The 666-nt window shown below is 61.9% G+C and carries 1 protein-coding gene; it reads right to left on the minus strand.

Annotated features, from left to right (window positions below; genetic code table 11):
* Window positions 1–666 (minus strand): beta-ketoacyl [acyl carrier protein] synthase domain-containing protein (locus AN218_RS29040; RefSeq protein ID WP_141747732.1); only part of this gene is annotated, 666 nt, incomplete at both ends.

Raw genomic sequence — 666 nt, forward strand, 5'->3', positions numbered from 1 at the left:
ATGGGCGTTGGCGCCGCCGAAACCGAAGGAACTCACGCCCGCACGGCGCGGCAACTCCCGCCCGTTCTCATCCCGTACGGCCTGCCACGGCTCACGTTCCCGCACCAGACGGAAAGGACTCCCCTCCAACCGCACATACGGATTCACCGACTCACCATGCAAACTCCCCACCAACGTCCGATGCCGCATCTGCAACAACACCTTGATCACACCCGCGACACCCGACGCCAACTCCAAATGCCCGATATTCGTCTTCACCGAACCCAGACCACAATGCGCCTCACCGACCCCCGAAACACCCCACCGCTCATACAACTCCGCAAACGCAGCCTTCAACCCGTTCACCTCAACCGGATCACCCAGCCCCGTCCCCGTACCATGCGCCTCCACATAACCCACCGACCGCGGATCAACACCCGCCCGCGACCACGCACCCACCACCAAATCCGCCTGAGCACGAGGATTCGGCGCCGTCAAAGAATTCGCACGACCCCCATGATTCACCGCCGAACCACGCACCACCCCATACACATGATCACCATCACGCACCGCAGCCGACAAACGCTTCAACACCAAAATCCCCACCCCCTCACCACGCCCATAACCATCAGCCCCCACCGAAAACGTCTTACACCGACCATCCACACTCAACATCCCCGCACGGGA

It is taken from the genome of Streptomyces nanshensis, assembly GCF_001751255.1.
Taxonomy (GTDB): Bacteria; Actinomycetota; Actinomycetes; order Streptomycetales; family Streptomycetaceae; genus Streptomyces; species Streptomyces nanshensis_A.